Origin of the sequence: Microbacterium sp. LjRoot45 (assembly GCF_964253325.1) — a bacterium.
Classification (GTDB): domain Bacteria; phylum Actinomycetota; class Actinomycetes; order Actinomycetales; family Microbacteriaceae; genus Microbacterium.
This window is the reverse complement of record NZ_CAXUQM020000001.1, coordinates 764908-781768: the sequence shown is the minus strand read 5'-3', so window position 1 is coordinate 781768 and position 16861 is coordinate 764908. Positions and strand designations below refer to the sequence as shown.

The following is a 16861-nucleotide window of genomic DNA, read 5'->3' as shown; positions in this document are numbered from 1 at the left end:
CACCTGGAGGTTTCCGTGCCCACACTGCGCAGCATGCTGCGAGGGAGCGCGTTCCTGCAGAAGTGGCGGTTCGCGCCCTACATCCTCGCCTATGCGATCGCACGACGAACCCGCCCGGTCCGCCCGGGCCGCGTGCTCTTCCTCTCCGACTCCCGCGCCGGCTTCACGGGCAACTTCGCCTTCTTGGAGGCGGAGATCCGTCGCCAGCAACCGGATGCCGACATCCGCGGCGTCTTCAAGCGACGCCTGCGTGCGCGGCGTCCCCTGAGCGACCTCGTGCGCCTCCCGTGGCTGATCGCAACGGCGCAGACCGTCGTCGTCGACGACTTCTACCCGCTGATCTACCCGCTGCGCCTCCGGAGCGAGACGCGCCTCCTCCAGGTCTGGCATGCCGCGGGCGCCTTCAAGCGGGTGGGCTGGAGTCGCGAAGGCCTTCCCGGGGGACCGCTCCCGGGGTCGCTGGCCCACCGCAACTACACCGACGCGAGCGTCAGCGCAGAGAGCATCCGCAGCGACTACGCGGAGGCGTTCGCGATCGACGTCGAGCGCGTGCACGCGCTCGGGGTGCCGCGCACCGACGTCTTCTTCGACGACGACGGCGTGCAGCGCACGGCTGCCGCGCTGCGCAAGCGCTACGGCATCAAGAAGTCGCAGAAGATCGCCCTCTTCGCCCCGACGTTCCGCGGGAACGGCCAGCTCACGGCGACGTACGACGTCGACGCGGTGCCGTGGGAGAAGCTCGCGGCCGATCTGGGCGACGAGTGGGTCGTCATGGTCAAGATGCACCCCTTCGTCACCCCGCTGGAGGTGCAGCGCCCGCACGTCACGGGTGTGCTGGACGTGTCCGGCGAGCGCGAGCTGAACGAGCTGCTCATGGCCGCCGACGTGCTCGTGACCGACTACTCCTCGGCGATCTTCGAGTACTCGCTGCTGCGCCGACCCATCGTCTTCTTCTGCCCCGATCTGGAGGAGTACACGGCGGCGCGGGACTTCTACTACCCGTTCGAGGCGTACGTCACCGGCCCGCTCGTGCGCGAGGGCGAGAACCTGGCGTCCGCGATCCGCACCGCCACAGTCGGCGCCGACGCCGATGCATTCCGCGAGCGGTTCATGTCCGCGTGCGACGGACGCTCGAGCGAACGGATCACGCGCGAGATCATCCTGGCCCGACGCGCCGACGTCGACACCGCGGCGGTCGCTCCCGGCGGCAGCCCGGCGCCCACGCGCGTGCGGGGCCGCATCGGCGGACAGCTCGCGGTGGCAGCCCTCGCCCGGGTGGGCCTGGCGATCGCCTACACACCCCTCAAGCTGCTGCCTGCGCAGCGCAAAGTCGTGATGATCAGTCGGGAGCATCCCGAGGAGCCGGCCGACTTCGCCGATCTCCGGGATGCCATCACGGCGCTCGCTCCGTCGGTGCGCGTCGTGTCGATGGTGCGCATGGTGCCGCCCGGTCTGGCGGGCAAGGTGCGCTACAGCATCCATATGCTGGCTCAGCTCTACCAGGTGGCCACGGCGAGGGTTCTGATCGTCGACACGTACTCGATCGTGGCGAGCGTCCTCCACCACAAGGACTCCCTCACCGTGATGCAGATCTGGCACGCGCTGGGAGCGTTCAAGAAGTTCGGGCTCAGCATCCTCGGCCAGGAGGAGGGCCGCGACGCCCGCCTCGCGAAGGCGATGCGCATGCACGAGGGCTACGACGTCGTGCTCACGAGCGCCGAGGAGTGCCGCGGCGCCTACGCGGAGGCCTTCGGCACCGATGTGTCCCGCGTCGTGGTGGCACCGCTCCCCCGCGTCGACCGCCTCCGCGATCCCGCGCGTGCCGCCCAGACGCGCGAGCGGATCTATGCGCGCCACCCGCACCTTCGCGGGGCGCGCGTCGCGGTGTTCGCGCCCACCTTCCGGCTCGACGGCACGGTGACCGTCGATGCGGCCGGTCTCGGCGAAGCCCTGCGCGCTCACGGCATCCACACCGTCGTGAAACTCCACCCCCTCATGCACGGGCGCTTCGGCGGCGGCGTGGACACCGCCGACGGGTTCTCCACGCAGGAGATGATGCTGATCGCCGACGTCTTCATCACCGACTACTCCTCCGCGCTGTACGAGGCGGCCGTCGTCGGCGTGCCGAGCTACTTCCTCGTCCCCGATCTCGACGAGTACCTCGCCTCGCGCGACTTCTACCTCGACTACCGGCGAGACCTGCCTGGGCCGATCGTGCGCACCGTGCCGGAGTTGGCCGCGGCGGTCGCCGCCGGGAAGGCGACACCTGCGGATGCCGCGGCGTTCGCCCGTCGGTGGGTCCAGGTTCCCGGCGATCCCGAACCGCGAGCGGGAGCGACGGTCTGCGCAGACGCGATCGCCGCTCGTGTCGTCGCTGCCACGACGGGCCGCTGACCGTCCCTTCGCGGGCCTGAGGCCTCGTCAACCCGGGGTCCATCTCCGCGTCGCCGACGCGCCACATCGGTCGGCTATGATCCCTCGATCCCGCGCCGCACGTCGTCTGCGACGGCGCCCGAACGAGACAGGTCGCATGAAGAAACTCGCCCGGAAGGTCCCCCTGCTGCGTGCGCTCGCACGCCGGTCCCGCCCGCTGCGTACCGCGTGGCGCGGCCGCCTCCGCCGCGGACGAACCCGACTCGTGACTCTCCTCACGCCGCGCGGTCGCCGGCGCGGCGTGGCGACCCCGCAGACACGCCGCGTGACCGACGACCTCACGCTGGCGCGTGTGGAGTGGCGCGATCAGGGGGCGACGCCCTTCCTCCTCGACCGTGCCCGTGCCATGCTCCGCAACTCCGCTGCCTGGCACCTCCTCCCGCCGGCGATGTGGGCCGTGTACGCGGGTGTGCTCCTCGAGGCCGGTGACCGCCCGGCCGCCGAACAGCTGCTGCGCACCTACGTCGCGCGCGGGCTCCCCCTGTCGGAACTCGCACGGTGCCTGCCCGTGGCGCAGTTCGCGACCGAACTGCGCATCGCAGACGACGGTCTCGCACGGGCCTCCCAGGTGGCCGACGTGCTTCGACGCAACAGTGAGCGGCGCCTGTTCGCCGACCTCGTCGCCGGCCGCACCGTCGCGGTCGTGGGCAACGGTCCCGGCGGGATCGGATCGGGTCGAGGCGCCGAGATCGACGCGCACGACGTCGTCATCCGCTTCAACAACCACCCCGCCGGCTACGAGGCCGACTACGGCCGGCGCACCGACGTGTGGGTGCGGGGAGCGCACCGCGACGTTCGCGACCGCGTGGCCGTCGATACGGGCGCCCTCGTCGTGTGGGAGATGGACTTCTTCCGCAACCTCCTGGAGGTGCCCGAGCACGCGGACATCCTCTACCGCGACACCCTGTTCTCTCCCGATCGCGTGACGCACATCGACACCGGCACGAAGGAGCGGCTGCACCGCCGCTCGGGACTGCTGCTTCCCACCTCCGGTGCCCAGATCCTCTGGATGCTCGCGGAGAGCCGGGGGTCGCTCGCGGGCGTCGACGTGTACGGCTTCTCCAGCATCGACGGCGGCGATCAGGGCCACTACTTCGACACCCTGGGAGACATGGCGTCCCGCCACGACGCCGAGGCCGAGGGCGCGTTCCTGCGTTCCCTCCTCATCGAGCACATCGTCACCGAGCGCGACACGCCTCCACAGACGGACGCGACCCTCGGGTCGACCGATGTGACGGTGTTCGCGTGCGCGTACCGCGAATACGACCCGGCGACGGGCAAGACCGGAGGACCGGGCGGCGTGCTGGCGACGCAGCGTCTCGCGCTCGGCGAGCGCGACGGTCGCGTCCGCATGGAGTACCTCTTCCTGCCCCCCGACCGTGAGTCGCTGCGCAACGGGCTCGCGTCGACGACCGCGGGCCTCAGCACGAAGATCGCGCAGATCATCGAGGCGAGCGAGTACATCCGCACGCATCCCGACGTGCTCGCCGCGCGCGATGCGGGCGGCGTGCTGCTCGTCGCCCACGAACTGGGTACGGCCTACGGTGCGTATCGCCTCGGCATCCCGTACGTCCTCGTCTACCACCAGCAGGGCAGCACGCTGCAGGAGATGCGCTCGATCGGACGCACCCCGACCCCGCACGAGACGCACGTCGCCGAGGCGCTGGAGAAGCTGATCCTCGACAATGCCCAGCGCGTCTTCTTCCCGAGCATCGGCGCGCGCGACACGTATCTCGCCACCTCCCGCAGCGGCGTCGCGGCGACGAACTTCGCCGACAGCGCGCTCTACAACACGGTCTCCGCCGTCGATCACGCCGCGGAGACCGACGGACGGCGGGCGCTCCTGGAGGAGCTCGCGCGGGACCTCGACCTGCCGCCGCGGGGCGACGACACCGACGTCTTCCTCAGCGTCGGCGACTTCAACGACGACAAGGGGCTCGACCGCATCCCGGCCCTGCTCGCACGACACGCTGAGCTGTCGGGGCGGAAGGTCGTCTGGATCGCGATCGGCGCCGCCTCCGATCGGTCGCGCTTCGACGACCTCGAACGGCAGCGCGACACCTGGCCCTTCACGGCACGCCTCGTCGGCACCCGCACGACCCACGACCGGCTCCTGGCCCTCATGGACTACGCCGACTACTACGTCATGATGCACCGCAACGCGATCTTCGATCTCGCCACCCTGGAGGCCATGCGCGCCGGAAAGGCTCTCCTCCTCTCCCCCGTCGGCGGCAACGTCGAGGTCGACCTCGGCAGCAACGTGCTGTTCGTCGACGAGGGCACGATCCAGGATGCCTGTCGGGTGCTCGAGACGCGCGACCGGGCGATGTGGGGTGAACGCAACCGGGCCGTGTTCGAGGAACACTTCTCGCTCGAGCGGTTCACGGAGCGCTACCGGCGGATGCTCCACGAGGAGCTCGCGCACGCCCAGCTCCTCCCCGCTGCGGACGCACAGGCGGGAGACCTCGCGTGAAGAAGGCCCTCTGGATCACCTGCGGAGTGCGGGGCAATGCCGGCGATGCGCTCCTGCACGACGTCACCCGCGAGCTGTTCGCCGGGCGCATCGACCTCGACCTCCGGGTCGTCAGCTCGCCGGAGTACCTCTCGAAGGGCGCACCGTCGCCGGAGAACGTCGTGATCGGCCCGGGCGGACTGTTCGTCCAGACCAACTCGTCACGCCACCTGCACGCCAAGCTCGCCAAGCAGTGGGACCGCTTCGAGTCGTCGCAGTTCTCCCTCTGGTCCACCGGCATCCTGCAAGCGCCCACGCCCGACGAGGTCGCCGCCGTCCGACGGGTGACCTCCCGTGCCCCCCAGATCGTCGTGCGAGCCACGCGGGAGGCCGACTTCATCCGTCAGGTCGGCCCGGTGACGAGCCCGGAGTGGGCCCCGTGCGCGTCGCTGTTCACCGACCGCCTCTCCGACGCCACCGCCGCCCACCGCGACGTCGTCGTCGTGAACTTCGACAGCTTCCTCTTCACCCCCGACAACATCGCCGACCACCCCCTGCGACGGTTCGCCGACTTCGCGGCGGCGCACGGCCTAGAGGTGCGCTCCATGGTCAACGCCTCGGGCGACTCCAACCGGCAGATGCTCGACCTGTTCCCGCTGATCGACATCGACGAACCGTACTTCGGCGATCTGCTTCGCGCCGAGAAAGAGGGCCGCGAGTTCCACGAGGGGTTCAACGAGGCACTGTCGCGGCATCCGTCGTTCGCCCAGCGCTACGCCGACTGTCGGTTCGCATTTGGGAAGCGGCTGCACGGCTGGCTGCCGTTCCTCGCCTTCGACAAGCCCGCCGCCTTCATCGGGATGGGTGCGCGGCGAGGGATGCCGAAGGACTACTTCGGCGATGACGAGTTCCTCTGTGCGGTGCCCCGCGCGACCACGATGACGCACCGTCAGCTCGAGCAGACCGCCGACCGGATGATCGCGACCCTCTCGCGGTTCATCGCGCAGGAGGACCGGCTGGCCGCGCGCATCGCCGCTCGACGCGAGGAGCTGTGGGCGCAGCTTCAGAGCCAGGCCGACGCGTTCGCCGACGCGTTGCGGTGAGCGGAGCTCAGAGCTCTTCGGCTCGCGCCAGATCGTTGCGCCACATCGACAGCGCGGCGCCGATCGCCATGTGCATGTCGAGGTACTGGTAGGTGCCCAGCCGCCCACCGAAGTGGACGTCGCCCTCGCCGCGCGCCAGCTCGCGGTAGGCCAGCAGCCGGGCACGATCGGCGGCGGTGTTCACGGGGTAGTAGGGCTCGTCCGAGTTCTCGGCGAAGCGCGAGAACTCGCGCATGATGACCGTGCGATCCTGCGCGTGCCGCTCGTCTCGCTCGGGATGGAAGTGACGGAACTCATGGATGCGGGTGAAGGGCACGTCGGCATCCGCGTAATTCATGACGCTCGTGCCCTGGAAGTCCCGCACCGGCACGACCTCGCGCTCGAAGTCGAGCGTCCGCCACGACAGCGCGCCCTCGGCGTGGTCGAAGTAGCGGTCGATCGGTCCGGTGTACACGAGGGGAACCTGCCCCACCACGGCGCTCTTGTGCAGAGGCTGCGCCTCGTCGAAGAAGTCCACGCCCAGCTTCACCTCGATGTTCGGGTGATCGGCCATGCGTTCGAGCCACGCCGTGTAGCCGTCGACGGGCAGTCCCTCCCACGTGTCGCTGAAGTAGCGGTTGTCGTAGGTGTAGCGCACAGGGAGGCGGCTGATGATCTCGGCCGGCAGATCCCGCGGATCGGTCTGCCACTGCTTGGCCGTGTAGTCGCGGATGAACGCTTCGTAGAGCGGTCGCCCGATAAGCCCGATCGCACGCTCTTCGAGGTTCTGGGCGGACTTCGGATCGAACTCGCCGGCAAGGTCCTGGATGAGCGCACGGGCCTGTGTCGGTGAGTGTGCCGCCTGGAAGAACTGATTGATGGTGCCGAGGTTGATCGGGAGCGGATACACGACGCCGCGGTGATTCGTGTACACGCGGTGGACGTAGTCCGTGAACGCCGTAAAGCGGGAGACGTACTCCCAGACGGTGGGGTTCGACGTGTGGAAGAGGTGCGCGCCGTAGCGGTGCACCTCCACTCCCGTCTCGGCGTCCACCTCGCTGTAGGCATTGCCACCCAGATGGTCGCGACGGTCGATGACGGTCACGCGGCGACCCGCGGATGCCGCACGCTCCGCGATCGTGAGGCCGAAGAACCCGGAGCCGACGACGAGGAGATCCATGAACAGTGCCCTTTTCTGACGCGCGGCGCCCTGCCCCGCCCCACGATCCTACGAAGCCTTCCCGGCGGGTCCCGCCGGATACAGCGTGGTTCACCGGGCGTTGCGCCACCGTTCACGCGGGCGTCGCCGAGACCGGCCCCGTAGGATTGGTGCGTGAGCTCACCCCGCACCGTCGCTGTCGTGCTGGCCGGAGGCATCGGCGTTCGCGTCGGCCTCGGCATCCCGAAGCAGCTCATCAAGATCGCCGGCAAGGCGATTGTGGAGCACACGCTCGAAGCGCTCGACGCCAGCCCCCTGATCGACGAGATCATCATCATGATGAACGCCGCCGCGATCGGCGAGCTCGACCACCTCCTCGACAACGACCGGTTCGGCAAGCTCACCCGCATCCTGCCCGGCGGCGAGACCCGCAACGACACGACGCAGCTCGCGATCGCGGCGATCGAGGGCGACGACACCAAGGTGCTGTTCCACGACGCGGTGCGGCCGTTCATCGACGACCGCATCATCGAGGACTGCGTGCGCGCACTCGACGACTTCGACGCCGTCGACACCGCGATCCCCTCGGCCGACACGATCATCCGCGTCGACGAGAACCGCATCATCACCGGCATCCCCGACCGTTCGATGCTCCGCCGCGGGCAGACTCCGCAGGCCTTCCGGCTCGGCACCATCCGCCGCGCCTACGAGATCGCCGCCGGCGATCCCGCATTCAAAGCCACCGACGACTGCGGCGTCGTATTCACCTACCTCCCCGACCTGCCGATCTACGTCGTCGACGGCACAGCCGAGAACATGAAAGTCACCGAGCCGATCGACGTGCACATCGCCGACAAGCTCTTCCAGCTCCAGTCGGCGAGCCTGTCGCTGGAGAGCATGACGTCGGTCCCCGATCTCACCGGCCAGAGCGTCGTCGTCTTCGGCGGCAGCTACGGCATCGGCGAGAGCATCGTGGAGCAGGCGCGGCAGGCGGGCGCCATCGTGTCGGAGTTCAGCCGCACGTCCACGGGCACCGACATCAAGTCGGCCAAAGCCGTCCGGCGCGCCCTCGCCGAGGTGAAGGATGCCGTCGGCCGCATCGACGTGGTCATCGTCACGGCGGGCGTCCTGCGGATCGCTCCGCTCGTGGAGAGCCGCAAGCGCGACCTGAAGGACACGATCGAGGTGAACCTCATCGGCCCGGCGATCGTGGCCCGCGAGGCGCACGCCCACCTCGCCGAGACATCGGGGCAGGTCGTGCTCTTCACGTCCAGCTCCTACACGCGCGGCAGGGCGGGGTACAGCGCATACTCGGCCACGAAGGCGGGCGTCGTGAACCTCACCCAGGCCCTCGCCGAGGAATGGGAGCAGTCGCGCGTGCGTATCAACTGCATCAACCCGCAGCGCACCCACACGCCGATGCGCACCCAGGCGTTCGGAGACGAACCGCTCGACTCCCTGCTCGATCCGGCCGACGTCGCTCGGGTCACGTTGAACGTGGCCGCGTCGGAGCTCACGGGACAGATCGTCACCGTCCAGGTGGCGGCGATGCGCGGCGCGGAACCGGCATCCGCATGAGCGGGTCGTCTCGGGCGATGCGGGCCCGCGCATGAGGAGAACGATCGGCGTGGTCGGCCTCATGACCAACGAGAATGTGGGCGACTACCTGCTGGTGGAGGCCACCAAGTACCTCCTTCGCACGCACGACCCCGACACGATCCTCGTCGACATCGACGTCGATCCCGCGCAAGCCCGCGCCCACTCGGGTCTGCGACGCGTGAACTATCGAGTGGCGTCGATCATGAAGGTCTTCGAGCGTCCCGTGCTCTCGCTCGTCCGCAGTCGCCGGTTCGCCTACCTCTACCAATCGCTCTACTGGCGCACGAAGCTCGGCTGGTACTTCGCGGAGCGCATCAAAGACGTGGATGCCGTCGTCTTCACGGGAGGCGGCTTCATCAAGTTCAAGACGCAAGGACTGAACTACATCGACGAGCTCATCCTCAGCAATGCGCGCAAGCGCGGGATCCCCGTCATGATGAACGCCGTGGGCGTTGAGGGCTACAGCGAGACCGACATCCGCTGCCAGCGACTGAAAGCGGCCCTGAACGCGGAGAACGTGAAGGTCATCACGACCCGCGACGACATCGACACCCTCGACGAGCGGTACATGCAGACCGACCGCGTCGTCACCGAGCGCGTGGGCGACCCGGTCTTCTGGCTGAACGAGATGGACATCCTCGAGCCAGGGCGCCCCCGCGAACCTCGCGCGACACCGCGGATCGGCATCAATCTGCTCAACCCGAAGAACTTCTCCGTCTACGGCGGCCAGCTCTCGCCGGACGGTGTCGTGAACTTCTACCGCCAGCTGATCGCGGAACTGCGGCGCGCAGACGCCGACTTCGCCCTCTTCTCCAACGGGATGAAGGTCGACCAGGACTTCGGCCAGTCGCTCGTCGCCGACATGAACCTCCGACCGGAGCAGCTGCTGCACCGGCCGACGACGTCAGCGGAGTTCGTCAACGTCGTCGGCGACTTCGACATCATCCTCAGCGCGCGTATGCACGCCGGGATCACGGCCTACGCGCTCGACGTGCCCGTCGTCGGACTCATCTGGGGCGAGAAACTGCAGTTCCTCACCGAGATCACCGGGCTTCGGGACCGGTACTTCACCGAACAGGAGCTGGATCCCGCCCGGATCGCCCGCCTCCTCGTCGACAACGACCTGCCCGATCCCGACTACGCGCGCCGCGACGAGCTGCGGGAGCGCACGCGACGTCAACTCGTGCGCTTCCTCGACGATCTGCCCGGGGGGCGCGCATGATGGACAAACTCCTCGAGGGCCGGCTGCTGACGCTGATCGTGGGCGCTCCCTTCCGCCTCGTCGAAATCCTCGTCCGCGCCGTCCATCTCACGGTGCGGGGGGTTCGGCTCCTCGTGCAGGAGAACATCGCCCGTCGCATCGACCGGCGACTGTCGATATACGGCAAACGCCGGCTCGCGTCGCGCACCACGGTCGACGGAAACTCGCTCGTCCTGATGAGCGCCACCGGCGAGTACGACTCGGATGCCAAGTACATCGCGGAGGAGCTGCTGCGTCGCGGGCCAGCGGCGACGATCACCTGGGTGCTCCGCGACGGCTCGGTCGGGCCGTTCCCCCGACAGCTCGATTTCGTCCACTACGGCACGGCGCGATACTTCCGTGCGCTCGCAGGCGCGAAAGTGGTCGTCCACGAAGGCGGTGCACTCCACGCGAGCGGCGCCGTGCGCGCCCGGGCGCAGCAATGGCTTCACGTCGGCCGCGACGCACCGGCATCCCCGCTCGGTCATCCTCGCAACGACCCGCTGGTCGACGCCTCGGCCGACGGCATCGCCATGGCGCGCAAGAAGGTGCTCGACCGCCTGGGAGTGACCGACTCCGGTCAGCGGTTCCTGCTCTACACGCCACCGCGTCGTACCCCCTCCTCGGTGAGCGGACTGGATCCCGCGCGGGTGCGGGACGCGCTCTCGGAGCGATTCGGGGGGACGTGGGAGATCCTGATCCGCGTCCCGGCGGCCACGGCATCCCTCTCCGCCCAGGTGCTCGCGGGTCTCCCGTACTTCTGCCGCGACGCGACGCCGTACCCCGACCAACAGGAACTGCTCCTCATCGCGGATGCGGCGATGTCCGACCGTCCCGGTGCACTGGCGGACTTCCTCCTCACGGGACGGCCGGCGTTCGTCTTCGACACCCACGGGTCTGGCGCCGCGCAGCCGGAAGACCTCCGCTCCCTCCCCCGCGCCACGTCGCATGCGCAGCTCGTGCAACAGGTGATCCAGTTCGACGACGCCCGCCACCGCGAGCGGGTCGAGCGGATTCTCGCCGAGCAGGGCTCCGCGGACGACGGTCGCGCCGCGTCGCGCGTGGTCGATGAGCTGCTGGGCATGCTCGCTCCCTCCGGTCGGCGAGGCTAACCGTGACCGCACCGCAGCAGGGCATCGATCGCCACGCCACCCTCGAGGTGACGAGCATCTCCTGGGAACGCATCCACGTGACGATCGGGCTGCGACTTTCCTCGCATGGCGCAGCGGCAGACCCGGCGTTCGGCACCACGGGTGCGGCGGTCACCTTCGCCTTCGTGAGCGGCCGCCGCGTGGTCGAGGTGCCCGCGACCGACGCGGGCGACGGACACTTCCACGTGCACGTCAATGTCACGAACTTCGCCCAGCGCCGGGCAGTGCCCGACGGAACGTGGCGCGTGCGGGCGTCGGTCGACGGGCGTGTCGTGGCGGTGGCATCCTTCCCCGGCGGTAGCCTCGGCGACCTCGACGACGCGTCGCGCGTCTTCCTCTACGGCGCCCACTCCGCCGCCCTGACCGTCTCGTACGGCGTGAGCGAGAGCGCGGAGGATCCGAGCAGGCTCGAGTTCCTCATTCACACCTACCATTTGCATCGCGGAGGTTCGGGCGCGCGCGGAGGGCTGATGGGGCGGCTGCGCGGACTGGTCGGGAAGCTGCGGCTACGCCAGCGCTTCGTACGGCTGGTCTACCTCGCGATCGTTCGTGTGCGGGGGCCACAACCGGGACGCATCCTGTTCGCCTCCGACCAGCAGGCGACGATGGGCGGCAATCTCCTCCGCGTCCACGAACGCATGATCGAACGAGGCCTGGATCGGCGTTTCGACCTGCGCACGTCGTTCCGGCTCCCCGCGACGACGGGGTGGCTGACGACCGTCCGCATCCTGCGTCTGCTCGCCACGAGCGAGGTCGTCCTGCTGGATGACTACTTCGGGCTCCTCAACACCGTCACGATCGACAGACGCACCCGGGTCATCCAGCTCTGGCACGCCGGCAGCGGCTTCAAGTCCGTCGGCTACAGCAGGTTCGGCAGCGCGGACTCGCCGCACCTGAACCAGCCCCACCGGCAGTACACGTTCGCGATCTGCGGCTCCGAGCATCTGCGCCCCGTCTACGCAGAGGCCTTCGGCATCGAGGAGCAAGCGGTCATACCGACCGGACTGCCGAGGATCGACTGGTTCCTCGACGAAGAGCGCACCGCGGCATCCGTCGAGACCTTCTACGCGGAGCATCCGCGGCTGCGAGGGACGCGCATCGTCCTGTTCGCGCCGACGTTCCGCGGCGCCTCGTACCACTCCGCGAGCTACGACTACGGGCTGATCGATTTCGACGCGCTCGCCGCCGCGTGCCCACCCGACACCGTGGTGCTGTTCCGCATGCACCACTTCGTCACGGAGCCGGTCCCCATCCCCGACCGCTACCGCGACCGCTTCTTCGACGTGACGAAGTACGCCGACGGTCTGGGGCTGTTGCACGTGACCGACCTGCTCATCACCGACTACTCGTCGATCATCTACGAGTTCTCCCTTCTCGACCGCCCCATGCTCTTCTTCGCTCCCGATCGCGCCGTCTACGCTGCGACGCGCGGGTTCCACCGCGAATACGCGGAGACGGCTCCAGGGCGCGTGTGCGAGACCTTCGCCGATCTCCTCGACGCGCTCACGCGCGGGGACTTCGAGGACGAGAAGCGCGCACGTTTCCGCGCCGAGAACTTCGACCGGATCGACACGGGAGCCGGCGACCGGGTGATCGACTGGCTCATCCTGCAGGAGGGCCCGGCGCAGGCAGGACCGCCCGCAGTGCCGGGCACGAGTTCGACGACGAGTCGAGGAGACTGAGGACATGAACATCGCGCTGATCTTCGCCGGCGGCATCGGCTCACGCATGTCGTCGCAGAATCTGCCCAAGCAGTTCCTGGAGATCCACGGCAAGCCGCTCATCGTCCACACGCTGCAGCACTTCCAGGATCACCCGGAGATCGATGGTGTGGCGGTGGCCATCCTCCCGGCCTGGCGCGCCCACTTCACGAAGCTCGTCGAGCGCTATGAATTGACGAAGGTCACCTGGATCGTCGACGGGGGCTCGACCGGCCAGGAGTCGCGTCACCGCGCGATCCGCGCGGTCGCCGCCGAATGCCCCGACGATGCGGTCGTGCTCATCCACGACGGGGTGCGTCCGCTCATCACGGCGCAGCTCATCTCCGACAACATCCGGACGGTGACAGAGCGCGGCGCGGCGATCACGTGCACGAAGGGCAACGAGACGATCGTCTCCGCCGCCGGCGACGAGATCGACGACGTGCTGCCCCGCGATTTCCTCTACATCGCCCAGGCGCCGCAGAGCCTCCGCCTGAGCACGGCGCTCGAGATCTACGACCGAGCAGTGGCCGACGGCGACGACGACTCCATCGACACGGCAACCCTGCTCCAGCGCTACGGACACAAGATCTTCCGCGTCGACGGACCCCGCTCGAACATCAAGATCACGACCGCCGAGGATTACTACATCTGCCGCGCGTTCTTCGACGTGATCGAACGCAGCCAGATCGGCGGCTGACCGCCGTCTCGGCGCGCGCGCAGCATCTCACCGTCGCGCGACACCGAGACGGGAGGCATTCGGAAACGGCAGAAGCGCACCACGTCACCGACACGTTCACACGGACGCTCGCCGAACCCCTGGATGCGAAGTTGCGGCAGTCCGCACTGGCGCGCAACGTGCTCTGGTGACGCCGGGGTAGGATGTTGCGACGGTCCACACGCCGCGAAATGCGGTCGAACCTGCCGGTTCGACCGGCCCGCGCGATGGCCGTGGTGGCGAGTGGAGGCTCAGTCGTGACGAGGCCGACGGCCCATCGTCACCGGCCGAGAACGCACCGCCCCGAGAAGACGAATGCGTCCTAGAGGAGAAAATCAAGGAATGCGGGACTACACCTACAGCGACCTCAAGGATCTCGCATCCGACGCCGACCACAAGGCGGCGATGCTCGAGCTCCTGCTGGCGTTCGACACGTTCTGCGAAGAACACGGCCTCACCTACTACCTCTCCGGAGGCACGCTGCTGGGCGCGGCCCGTCACAAGGGGTTCATCCCCTGGGATGACGACGTCGACGTGAACATGCCGCGCGAGGACTGCGAGAAGCTCATGGAGCTCTCCGGCGGCCGTATCGGCGAGTTCGAGCTGATGCCCCCGAACTCGTCCCAGCGCTACTTCGCCTACCACTGGAAGCTCTACTCCGAGCGGATCCTCGTCGCCAAGCGCACGAAGGGCGGCATCGGCGGCAAGGTCTACCCGATCTTCCTCGACATCTTCCCCATCGAAGGCCTTCCCGACACTCCGGAGGGCAACCGCGAGCATTACGCGGAGATCAAGCGCCGCAAAGACCGCGTTCGTCACGCGCGGAACGTCCGCAAGTACCGCGGCCGCAATCCCTACCGCATCCTGCGCAACCGCATCGCCACGCGCGTCTACCGGTCGATCGGCGTCGGACCGCTCTTCGACAAGGTCATCGAGCACGCGACGTCGCTCCACTTCGACGACTCCGACTACGTCGGCGTGATGATGACGAACGTCCACACCACCGAGGAACGGGTCGTCAAGGCCGAATACGCTCCGGTGATCCGCATGGAGTTCGAGGGTCACCTCCTTCCGGCACCGGCTGGATACGACACGTACCTGCGCCAGCTGTACGGCGCGAACTACATGGAGTGGCTCCCGGTGCACAAGCGGGTGCCCCGCCACGACTTCGTGACCTTCTTCCCGCACGAGCCGGGCGAGAAGCCCCTCGTCGTCGGGGCCCCGACCGAGTCCGTCGACGACCTCCCGGTCGCCGACGACGACGAGATGCAAGACGAGATGGCGTGACGTCACCGATGACTGGAGACACCAAGACCGTGAAGATCGCCATGTGCGGGCTCGTCAAGAGCGAGAACCTCGGTGAGATGTTCATCGCCCGGAGCCTGGAGCACCTGATCGCCGACGGCCTTCAGAAGGCGGAGCCGGGCATCGAGATCGAATACGTCGAGGTCGATCTCCTCGGCCGCAACGACACGATCTACGAGATCCCGGATGCGCGCGAGCGTCGGCTGCGCAACTACTACCGCTACAGCGAGAAGGGCCGTCTCACCGAGAAGGTCTTTCTCGATCTGCAGCGTCGGGGACGCAAGGCCAAGAGCAAGGCGACGCAGAACCTCATCAGCCGCGCACGGCACCTCATCTGGCGGTTCGGCCGCAACTACCGCAAGCGCCTCGCGAGCTACTTCGACATGAAGCTCGATGGGGTCGACTACATCGTCATCGACGGCGCCGGTCTCCTCGAGTACAGCTACAACGAGTACCACTGGTCGCTTCTGCTGATCAGTGAGTACGCCGAACGGCACGGCCTCGAGGTCGTCTACAACGCGATCGGCCGCGCGGGCGCCTTCGATGAGCGCGACTTCGGCAGCACGATCCTCAAGCGCGCGATCCGCTCCTCTGCCGTGACCTACGTGTCTGCACGCGACAACGTGACCGAGGTGCAGGCGTGCGCCGGGCCCGGCCACAAGGTGAAGCTGCTGGCCGACTCCGCCTTCTGGATGAAAGAGGCGTACGGCATCGACACCTCCGTCGAGCGCAAGAAGATCGGCATCGGTCTGATCCGCGGCAACTCGCTCCAGGGCTATGGGGTCGAGTTCGGCTCGAAGGAGTGGACGGCCCTGTTCGCCGGCATCGCGACCGTGCTCCGTGAGCGCGGGTACGACTTCGAGTTCTTCACGAACGGCCTTCCCGGCGACGTGACGCTCGGCAAGCGCGTGCTCAAGAAGCTCCGTCTTCCCGACTCGTACCTCGTCGAGCGACCCGTCGACGACGAGGTCCTCGTCGACACAATCAACGGCTACGAGGCGATCATCACCTGTCGTATGCACTCGTCGATCGCGGCGTTCACGATGGGCGTTCCGTCGGTCATCCTGTCGTGGAACGACAAGGTCGAGAAGCTGATGGAGATCATCGGCTACCCCGAGCGCGCGATCAAGCAGAAGGACTTCTCGCCGGAGTTCATCGTCGATGCCATGGAGAGGGCGAAGGCCGAAGGCATCGACGACGTCCGACTGACGGCGATGAAGGACAAGGCGAAGGAGAGCGTGGACGACTATCTGCCGCGCATCCTCCGCGCCAGCAAGTGACCTGCCGACCCACCTCCAGGAGCTCCACATGATCACCGCACTTCTCACGGCCGCCGGCACGGGCTCGCGGATGAAGCAGGACATCCCGAAGCAATTCATGCACGTCAAGAACAAGCCGCTGATCGTCTACACGATGGAGGCGTTCCAGAACCACCCCGCAATCGATGCGATCGTCGTGGTCACCCTTCCCTCGTGGATCGACGTCGTGACGGCGTACGCGAAGCAGTACGGCATCACCAAGCTGCAGGCGATCGTGCCCGGTGGCTCGACCGGTCAGGAGTCCATCCACAACGGTCTCGTGAAGATCCGCGAGGAAGGCTCCACCGACGACGACATCGTCATGATTCACGACGGCAACCGCTGCCTCGTGTCGTCGGAGATCATCTCCGACAACATCGCGGAGTTCAAAGCGAACGGCAGCGCCGTAGCGGCCATCCCCTGCGTGGAGGCGGTGTTCCGCAGCGACGACAACGGCGTCTCCTCCACCGTGTCGATTCCCCGCGAGCAGCTCTTCCGCACGCAGACGCCGCACTCCTACACGCTCGGCGCGCTCATGTGGGCGCACGAGCAGGCGAAGGTTCGGGGCATCGGCGACACCGCGGCATCCTGCGTGCTCATGCACGAGCTCGGCGAGACGGTGTACTTCTCCGCCGGTTCGGAACAGAACCTGAAGATCACGACGATGGACGACCTCTACATCTTCGAATCGATCCTCGACGCCCGCCACGCGGCACTCTGAGCG

Annotated in this window: 12 protein-coding genes; 11 read left to right on the top strand and 1 reads right to left on the bottom strand. The window is 67.9% G+C overall.

Annotation, left to right across the window (positions count from 1 at the left end; genetic code table 11):
* The first annotated feature begins 15 nt into the window (after positions 1 to 15).
* From ACSQ18_RS03485 to ACSQ18_RS03475, 3 genes are all read left to right on the top strand, one after another.
* Positions 16 to 2394 carry a CDP-glycerol glycerophosphotransferase family protein gene (locus ACSQ18_RS03485; protein WP_436035757.1) on the top strand — a complete coding sequence of 793 codons (2379 nt, stop codon included), beginning with the start codon at positions 16 to 18 and terminating at the stop codon, positions 2392 to 2394.
* 136 nt (positions 2395 to 2530) lie between these two features.
* The gene (locus ACSQ18_RS03480; RefSeq protein WP_436035756.1) at positions 2531 to 4906 is read left to right on the top strand and encodes a glycosyltransferase family 29 protein; all 2376 of its coding nucleotides are present in this window, start codon (positions 2531 to 2533) and stop codon (positions 4904 to 4906) included.
* Complete coding sequence (locus ACSQ18_RS03475; RefSeq protein WP_436035754.1) at positions 4903 to 5988, top strand: hypothetical protein; 1086 nt, start codon at positions 4903 to 4905, stop codon at positions 5986 to 5988. The genes ACSQ18_RS03480 and ACSQ18_RS03475 overlap by 4 nt, the downstream gene beginning before the upstream one ends.
* A gap of 7 nt (positions 5989 to 5995) precedes the next feature.
* Here the strand turns inward: ACSQ18_RS03475 and glf are convergent, their stop codons facing one another.
* Positions 5996 to 7147, bottom strand: coding sequence for a UDP-galactopyranose mutase (gene glf / locus ACSQ18_RS03470; protein WP_436035752.1), 1152 nt, complete (start codon positions 7145 to 7147; stop codon positions 5996 to 5998).
* A 153-nt stretch (positions 7148 to 7300) separates the two neighbouring features.
* Here glf and ACSQ18_RS03465 point away from each other — a divergent pair, with 153 nt between their 5' ends.
* From ACSQ18_RS03465 to ACSQ18_RS03430, 8 genes are all read left to right on the top strand, one after another.
* The gene (locus ACSQ18_RS03465; RefSeq protein ID WP_436035750.1) at positions 7301 to 8704 is read left to right on the top strand and encodes an SDR family NAD(P)-dependent oxidoreductase; all 1404 of its coding nucleotides are present in this window, start codon (positions 7301 to 7303) and stop codon (positions 8702 to 8704) included.
* A gap of 31 nt (positions 8705 to 8735) precedes the next feature.
* A complete protein-coding gene (locus tag ACSQ18_RS03460) occupies positions 8736 to 9947 on the top strand; it encodes a polysaccharide pyruvyl transferase family protein (RefSeq protein ID WP_436035748.1) in 1212 nt (403 codons plus the stop codon).
* Positions 9944 to 11077, top strand: coding sequence for a CDP-glycerol glycerophosphotransferase family protein (locus ACSQ18_RS03455; protein WP_436035746.1), 1134 nt, complete (start codon positions 9944 to 9946; stop codon positions 11075 to 11077). Before ACSQ18_RS03460 ends, ACSQ18_RS03455 begins: the two co-directional genes overlap by 4 nt.
* Positions 11078 to 11079: 2 nt before the next feature.
* Positions 11080 to 12798 (top strand): CDP-glycerol glycerophosphotransferase family protein, encoded by a 1719-nt coding sequence (locus tag ACSQ18_RS03450; RefSeq protein ID WP_436035744.1) that lies wholly within the window; start codon positions 11080 to 11082, stop codon positions 12796 to 12798.
* A gap of 4 nt (positions 12799 to 12802) precedes the next feature.
* The gene (locus tag ACSQ18_RS03445; RefSeq protein WP_436035742.1) at positions 12803 to 13516 is read left to right on the top strand and encodes an IspD/TarI family cytidylyltransferase; all 714 of its coding nucleotides are present in this window, start codon (positions 12803 to 12805) and stop codon (positions 13514 to 13516) included.
* A gap of 360 nt (positions 13517 to 13876) precedes the next feature.
* Entirely contained in the window at positions 13877 to 14821 is a 945-nt protein-coding gene (locus ACSQ18_RS03440; RefSeq protein ID WP_436035740.1) for a LicD family protein, read from the top strand.
* Between the two features lie 8 nt (positions 14822 to 14829).
* Positions 14830 to 16119, top strand: a complete 1290-nt coding sequence (locus ACSQ18_RS03435; protein WP_436035739.1) for a polysaccharide pyruvyl transferase family protein — start codon at positions 14830 to 14832, stop codon at positions 16117 to 16119.
* A 28-nt stretch (positions 16120 to 16147) separates the two neighbouring features.
* On the top strand, positions 16148 to 16858 hold the full coding sequence (locus ACSQ18_RS03430; protein ID WP_436035737.1) for an IspD/TarI family cytidylyltransferase: 711 nt from the start codon (positions 16148 to 16150) through the stop codon (positions 16856 to 16858).
* Positions 16859 to 16861: the final 3 nt, after the last annotated feature.

What these genes read in the sequence shown, in the direction of transcription:
- ACSQ18_RS03430 (WP_436035737.1), top strand. Translation starts at nt 16,148, where the DNA reads ATGATCACCGCACTTCTCACGGCCGCCGGCACGGGCTCGCGGATGAAG.
- glf (WP_436035752.1), bottom strand. Translation starts at nt 7,147, where the DNA reads ATGGATCTCCTCGTCGTCGGCTCCGGGTTCTTCGGCCTCACGATCGCG.
- ACSQ18_RS03435 (WP_436035739.1), top strand. Translation starts at nt 14,830, where the DNA reads ATGACTGGAGACACCAAGACCGTGAAGATCGCCATGTGCGGGCTCGTC.
- ACSQ18_RS03440 (WP_436035740.1), top strand. Translation starts at nt 13,877, where the DNA reads ATGCGGGACTACACCTACAGCGACCTCAAGGATCTCGCATCCGACGCC.
- ACSQ18_RS03445 (WP_436035742.1), top strand. Translation starts at nt 12,803, where the DNA reads ATGAACATCGCGCTGATCTTCGCCGGCGGCATCGGCTCACGCATGTCG.
- ACSQ18_RS03460 (WP_436035748.1), top strand. Translation starts at nt 8,736, where the DNA reads ATGAGGAGAACGATCGGCGTGGTCGGCCTCATGACCAACGAGAATGTG.
- ACSQ18_RS03480 (WP_436035756.1), top strand. Translation starts at nt 2,531, where the DNA reads ATGAAGAAACTCGCCCGGAAGGTCCCCCTGCTGCGTGCGCTCGCACGC.
- ACSQ18_RS03455 (WP_436035746.1), top strand. Translation starts at nt 9,944, where the DNA reads ATGATGGACAAACTCCTCGAGGGCCGGCTGCTGACGCTGATCGTGGGC.